The following is a 6,654-nucleotide window of genomic DNA, read 5'->3' on the forward strand; positions in this document are numbered from 1 at the left end:
GACCTTCCCTGAAGTTTCCCCGAGGCGTCACATGCCTCGCTGGCTCGAGTGGAAGACCAGCCGGTACTTGCCGATCTGCACCTCGTCGCCGTTGGACAGAACCGCCGAGTCGATCGGCTCCCGGTTGACGTACGTACCGTTGAGGCTGCCGACGTCGGCGACCGTGAAACTGCCGTCCTGCGCCCGCCGGAACTCCACATGGCGCCGCGACACGGTGAAGTCGTCGAGGAAGATGTCGCTCTGCGGGTGACGCCCGGCCGTGGTCAGCTCGCTGTCCAGCAGGAAGCGGCTGCCCGAGTTCGGGCCGCGGCGCACGACGAGGAGCGCCGATCCGGCCGGCAGCGCCTCGACGGCCGCCTGCGCCTCGGGCGACAGGGACGGCAGCGCCGTCTGGCCGGTGACCTCGGCGTCGTACGCCTCGAGGCCGGAGATCGAGATCGTCGACGTCGTCTCGGACGCGCGCTCCACAGGCGCCCCGCCCCGCAGCGGCGTGCCGCAGTGGGAGCAGAAACGGCTGTCCGCGGCATTGCGGTGACCGCACCTCGTACACACCGGCATGGACGCGTCCTCCTGCCGCGGCTGACCCGCGGAGGTCTGTGTCGCATACGGGTCGGGGGTGAACCCTCCACCCGTACCTGAGGTTGATGGTTCTCCGAAACCTATGCGCCCGGCACCGGCAGGGTCAACAGACGACGCGCCATGGTCGTCGACCTCGTCACGGAAGAGCGGGCGTTCGCCACCCTGCTCCTCGCTCTGGGCGTGGCGCGGCGCGCGGTGCTTGGCGTTGCCGCCGTCCTCGCGTGCGCTCTTGCCGAACAACTTCGCAAAAAAACTCACGGGCGATTCCCCTTGACCGAAACAGACCCGCCCGTGGGGCAGGACGAACCCTGAATGAACACACCTGCCGACCCGGACATCCTCACAACGTCCGTATCCACCCGACAGTTTCCACCACGCACCACGCTTGTGGTGCGGCGACCCCCCGCAACGTCTCCCCCTTGTCGCGCGACCGCCATGCGCCCCCGCCTCACTGCGAGGACGACTGAGCGTAGTCAGGCCGCTTCGCAGGTCGCAAGGCATCCACGACGATCTTCTGGGACCGGGCCACGGTCGCGGTGGCCTGCTCCTTCTCCAACGTCTGCACGACGCCACCAGGGATGTTGAGCGCGGGCTCAAGATCCTCGGGCTTGCCGATGACCTTGAAGACGTACGGAGCGGCCACCTTCGTTCCATCGATTTCTATGTCGGTGCCGCTACCCGTGAAGTAGCTGTCCGCGACGACTCGTACGTCGTTGACCTGAATCGCCTCGGCACCGGCCGCGCGCAGCTCCTGGATGGCGTCGAGCAGCATGTCCGACTCCACCGCCGCGGCCGCCCCGCGGACGGTCAGCGTGATGCCCGGGCCCTCCGCGGCGACGGTTCCGGCCAGGATGCCGAGCTGCTGCTCCTTCTCCTGGGTCTGCTTGCGCGCCTCCTCGGCCTGGTCGGAGCTGGACTCCAGCTCCGAGCGCTGGGTCTCCAGACGCGACGCCTCGTCCTCCAGCCGCTGGGTGCGGTCGTCGAGCTCGTCGAGGATGCGGACCAGGTCCTCCTGGCGCGCCCCGCGCAGCGCACTGTTGTCGCTGGTGGAGCGGACCTGGATGGCGAGACCGAGGCCGAGGACGAACAGCAGCACGGCGACGATCAGTTGGGCCCGGCTCACCCGCGGCGGCCAGAGCCCGGCCGCCAGCCGCTGGCGGCCGGTCAGCGGCTGCTCGTCGGCGGCGGGTGCGGAGGGGGCAGCGGCTGCCGAGGGGGTGGCCGGCTCCACAGGCGTCGGCCGGTCGTCGTCCGGGTTCTCCGAGGACTTGGGGTTGGTCGCGTCGCTCATCGGTGTCACGCCCGGAAGACGTGCCGCCGGATGGCGGCCGCGTTGGAGAAGATCCGGATGCCGAGCACGACGACGACACCGGTGGACAGCTGCGCGCCGACGCCCAGCTTGTCGCCGAGAAAGACGATCAGCGCGGCCACGACCACGTTCGAGAGGAAGGAGACCACGAAGACCTTGTCGACGAAGATCCCGTCGAGCATGGCCCTGAGGCCGCCGAAGACCGCGTCGAGGGCGGCGACCACGGCGATCGGAAGATAGGGCTCGACCACCGCCGGAACCTCGGGACGGACGAACAGTCCGACCACGACTCCCACGATCAGGCCCAGTACGGCGATCAAGATGTGCCCTTCCCTGTGTCGGCCGTGGCCCGCCCGGTGGGCTTGGTGACCCCGGCTCCCCTCGGCTCTGCTGTACGTACGATCAGGCTCGGCGCGGCCGGCAGACGCACATCGGCCTCCGCCGAGATGCTGGTGCGGATCCCGAAGTTCTCCTGCAGCGCGTGCAGGTACTGCCCGTCGGCGCTGTCCTGGAACGCGGTGGCCAAGCGCTGCCCGTCCCCCACCGCGAGCACCGTGTAGGGCGGCACGAGCGGCTTGTTGTCGACCAGTATGGCGTCACCGGCGGCCCGGATCGCCGAGAGCGACGTCAGCCGCTGACCGTTGATGGCGACCGCCTCGGCACCGGACTCCCACAGACCGTTGACGACCCTCTGCATGTCGCGGTCACGGACCCGGCCGGTGTCGGAGAACCCGCTGCTCTCGCGCGGACCCCCGCCACCCTCCTCGGTGTCCTTGGCGTCGTCGACCACGAGCTTCACGCCGGGGCCGTGCACCGGCGTCGCGCCGGAGAGCAGCGCCACCAGCTCGGCCTGGTCGCCACCGTGCTCCTCGAGCGCCTCGCGCTGCCGCTCACCGACCTCGGCACGGATCTTCTCGACGTCATGCTCCAGCTTCTCGGCCGCCGCGGTCTCCGCGTCGATCCGGTCGATCAGCTCCTGCCGCTCCTTGGCGACGACCGGCGCGGAGATCCGCGCCTCGGCGGCGCCCACGGTCACCACCGCGGCGGCGAGAACGAGGCCGGCCGCGAGCCCGAGCTTGGCCCGGAGCGTGCGGGGCAGACCACCGCCTTCCGCCTCACGCCGGGCCGATGCCTCGGCGTACCCGTCGTCGAGCGCATGGTCCATCACGTTGTTCAGCAGCGACATGGACGCGTCCGGGCGCGGGGGTGGTGTTCCTGTGCTCCGAACGGGGTGCTGCTGCGACATGCCGCACATCGTCGCACGTCGGCGCTGCTACCGCCGAATGGCCCCACCGGAGAGCCGGGCGGCGTCCGACGGACACCACCCGGCTCACCCGTCCCAGCGGTCTACTGACCTGCGCTGTCGACCACACCCGCCCACTCGTCGAGGAGCGCCTGCGCGGAGGCGTCGTCGGGCCCCTCGGCCCACAGATGGGTGACGGCCTCGGCCGGGTCCGGCAGCACCATGACCCAGCGTCCGTCGGCCTCCACGACCCGCACGCCGTCGGTGGTGTCCACCGACCGCTCGCCGGCCGCCTCCACCACACGGCGCATGACGAGCCCCTTCACGGCCCACGGCGTCGCGACGTCCCGCTTCAGGACGTGCGCCCGCGGGATACGGGCGTCGATCTGGCTCAGCGTGAGCTGGGTCCGCGCCACCAGACCGATGAGCCGTACGAAGGCGGCGGCACCGTCGAAGACGCTGGAGAACTCGGGAACGATGAACCCGCCCCTGCCGTCCCCACCGAAGATCGTGGTGTCCTCCCGCCCGACGCGGGTCAGATCGTCGGGTGAGGTCGTCGTCCACTCGACCTGCGTGCCGTGGTACGCGGCGACCTGCTCGGCGATCCGTGTGGTCGTCACGGGCAGCGCCACCCGCCCCGAACGCCGCTCGGCGGCCACGAGGTCGAGCATGACCAGAAGCGAACGGTCGTCCTCGATGATCCGGCCACGCTCGTCGACGAGCGACAGCCGCTCGCCCACCGGGTCGAACCGCACCCCGAACGCGGCACGCGCCGAGGCGACGATCTCCCCGAGCCGCACCAGCCCGGCCCGCCGGGTCTCCGCCGACTCCGTGGGCCGCGCCTCGTCGAGGCCCGGGTTGATCGTCAGCGCGTCCACCTGGAGGCGGCCGAGGAGGCTCGGCAGAACGAGCCCCGCACTGCCGTTGGAGGCGTCCACGACGACCTTCAGCCCGGCCTCGGCGACGCCAGAGGTGTCGACGTTCCGCAGCAGCGAGCCGGTGTACGAGTCGAAGACGCTCGCCGGGAAGGAGAGGTCGCCGATCTCGCCCGGGAAGGCCCGCCGGTACTCCTGACGTGCGAAGACCCGGTCCAGCTTGCGCTGCCCGGCCTGCGAGAGGTCCGCTCCCCGTTCGTCGAAGAACATGATGTCCACGGAGTCCGGGACACCGGGCGAGGTCCGCAGCATGATCCCGCCCGCGCTTCCTCGGGCGGTCTGTTGCCGTGCGACCGGCAGCGGTACGTTCTCCAGGTCGCGCACGTCGATGGCACTGGCCTGCAGCGCCGAGATCACGGCACGTTTCAGGGCGCGGGCGCCCCTGGAGTGATCACGCGCGGTGGTGACCGTGGAACCCTTCTTCAGCGTCGTCGCATACGCCCCCGCCAGCCTCACGGCCAGCTCGGGCGTGATCTCCACGTTCAGGATCCCGGAGACACCGCGCGCGCCGAAGAGATGCGCCTGGCCACGCGACTCCCAGATGACGGACGTGTTGACGAAGGCGCCGGCCTCGATGGTCTTGAAGGGGTAGACCCGTACGTTCCCCTGAACGATCGATTCTTCGCCCACGAGACACTCGTCGCCGATGACGGCGCCGTCCTCGATCCGGGCCGCCCGCATGACATCGGTGTTCTTGCCGATGACACAGCCGCGCAGATTGCTCTGCTGGCCGATGTAGACGTTGTCGTGGACGACGGCCTTGTGCAGGAACGCGCCGCTCTTCACGACCACGTTCGACCCGATGACGCTGTGCTCGCGCACCTCGGCACCGGCCTCGACCTTCGCGTAGTCGCCGATGTACAGCGGCCCGCGCAGAACCGCGTCGGGATGTACCTCGGCGCCTTCCGCGACCCAGACGCCGGGCGAGATCTCGAAACCGTCGAGTTCGACCTGGACCTTGCCCTCGAGCACGTCGGCCTGCGCCTTGACGTAGCTCTCGTGGGTGCCGACGTCCTCCCAGTAGCCCTCGGCGACGTAGCCGTAGATCGGCTTGCCTTCCTTCATGAGCTGAGGGAAGACGTCACCCGACCAGTCGACGGAGGTGTCGGCCTGGACGTAGTCGAAGACCTCGGGCTCCATCACGTAGATGCCCGTGTTCACGGTGTCCGAGAAGACCTGTCCCCAGGTCGGCTTCTCCAGGAATCGCTCGACCTTTCCCTCCTCGTCCACGATCGTGATGCCGAATTCCAGGGGATTCGGCACACGGGTCAGACAGACGGTGACCAGAGCGCCCTTCTCCTTGTGGAAGGCGATCAGATCGGTGAGGTCGAAGTCGGTGAGCGCGTCACCCGAGATCACGAGGAAGGCATCGTCCTTCAACGCCTCCTCGGCGTTCTTCACACTCCCCGCTGTGCCGAGCGGTTTCTCCTCGTTGGCATACGTGAGCTCCATTCCGAGCTCCTCGCCGTCACCGAAGTAGTTCCTGACCAGCGAGGCCAGAAACTGCACGGTCACGACGGTCTCGGTGAGTCCGTGCCTCTTGAGCAGTCGAAGGACGTGCTCCATGATCGGCCGGTTCGCCACCGGCAGGAGAGGCTTGGGCATGCTCGAGGTCATGGGGCGAAGTCGTGTTCCTTCGCCACCGGCCATCACGACGGCCTTCATGTCGGAAGCGTCCTCCTTGAAGAGACGACGGTCCAGCCGACTTCACCTGCCCGCGCTGCGGGCCTCGGGCGTCCTCGATCGTGCCGGCGACACTGCACGGCACAGGACGGACGGGCTCAATCGGCCTCGGTATCCGCCTTCACGAGTCGACGGACCTGGACCACGTAGAGGATCCCTGCCCACCAATACAGAGTTGTACCCCATCCGGCGAAGGCCCACCCGAAAACTTCGGCGAGTGACGAAAGCCAGCCCGTTCCGTCACTGAGCAGCAGCAAGGGGAAGGCGTACATCAGGTTGAAAGTCGCAGCTTTCCCCAGGAAGTTCACCTGCGGCGGCGGATAGCCGTGCCTGCGGAGGATTGCCACCATCACGAGCAGCATCAGCTCGCGGGCGAAAAGCGCGGCGGTCAGCCAGAGCGGCAGGATCTCGCGCCAGGTCAGCCCGATGAGAGTGGAGACGATGTACAGCCGGTCGGCGGCGGGGTCGAGCAGCCGGCCGAGGTTGCTGATCTGGTTCCAGCGCCGGGCGAGCTTCCCGTCGAGATAGTCGCTGACACCGCTCAGCATCAGCACGAGCAAGGCCCAGCCATCACTGTTGGGTCCACCGAACACAGGTCGGAGAATCAGCCACAGGAAGAGCGGCACGCCCACAAGGCGAGCCATACTCAAGATGTTGGGGATGGTGAGGACCCGGTCCGTCTGAACGCGAGTCTCCTGGACCTCCACCCGGGGGCCTCCTGTGGGGGAACGTGCCGATGATGCCCCCTGACCTTACCTTCAGCCATGGCGACGGGATGCACAGGGGTCGTGCGTCTGTTCGTGAACGCAGAAATGCCTCAACCCCCGGACCAGGTCCAGGGGTTGAGGCTAAAAATTGTTCGGCGGCGTCCTACTCTCCCACAGGGTCCCCCCTGCAGTACCATC

The 6,654-nt window shown here is 68.5% G+C and carries 6 protein-coding genes; all 6 read right to left on the reverse strand.

Features of this window, described 5'->3' with window-relative positions; genetic code table 11:
- Nucleotides 1-27: 27 nt before the first annotated feature.
- Entirely contained in the window at nt 28-945 is a 918-nt protein-coding gene (locus ACZ3IJ_RS27220; RefSeq protein ID WP_467472353.1) for an FHA domain-containing protein, read from the reverse strand.
- Between the two features lie 82 nt (nt 946-1,027).
- Nucleotides 1,028-1,870, reverse strand: a complete 843-nt coding sequence (locus ACZ3IJ_RS27225) for a DUF881 domain-containing protein (protein WP_467472329.1) — start codon at nt 1,868-1,870, stop codon at nt 1,028-1,030.
- A 5-nt stretch (nt 1,871-1,875) separates the two neighbouring features.
- Nucleotides 1,876-2,208 (reverse strand): small basic family protein, encoded by a 333-nt coding sequence (locus ACZ3IJ_RS27230; RefSeq protein ID WP_158985233.1) that lies wholly within the window; start codon nt 2,206-2,208, stop codon nt 1,876-1,878.
- On the reverse strand, nt 2,205-3,134 hold the full coding sequence (locus ACZ3IJ_RS27235) for a DUF881 domain-containing protein (protein WP_467472331.1): 930 nt from the start codon (nt 3,132-3,134) through the stop codon (nt 2,205-2,207). Before ACZ3IJ_RS27235 ends, ACZ3IJ_RS27230 begins: the two co-directional genes overlap by 4 nt.
- Before the next feature lie 101 nt (nt 3,135-3,235).
- Nucleotides 3,236-5,731, reverse strand: coding sequence for a sugar phosphate nucleotidyltransferase (locus tag ACZ3IJ_RS27240; protein ID WP_467472332.1), 2,496 nt, complete (start codon nt 5,729-5,731; stop codon nt 3,236-3,238).
- A 116-nt stretch (nt 5,732-5,847) separates the two neighbouring features.
- On the reverse strand, nt 5,848-6,456 hold the full coding sequence (locus tag ACZ3IJ_RS27245) for a CDP-alcohol phosphatidyltransferase family protein (protein ID WP_467472334.1): 609 nt from the start codon (nt 6,454-6,456) through the stop codon (nt 5,848-5,850).
- Nucleotides 6,457-6,654 lie beyond the last annotated feature (198 nt).

The sequence above is a fragment of the Streptomyces sp. NPDC013317 genome (genome assembly GCF_055563155.1).

Coding starts and splice junctions, on each gene's coding strand:
- ACZ3IJ_RS27240 (WP_467472332.1), bottom strand. CDS start 5,731: ATGAAGGCCGTCGTGATGGCCGGTGGCGAAGGAACACGACTTCGCCCC.
- ACZ3IJ_RS27225 (WP_467472329.1), bottom strand. CDS start 1,870: ATGAGCGACGCGACCAACCCCAAGTCCTCGGAGAACCCGGACGACGAC.
- ACZ3IJ_RS27235 (WP_467472331.1), bottom strand. CDS start 3,134: ATGTCGCAGCAGCACCCCGTTCGGAGCACAGGAACACCACCCCCGCGC.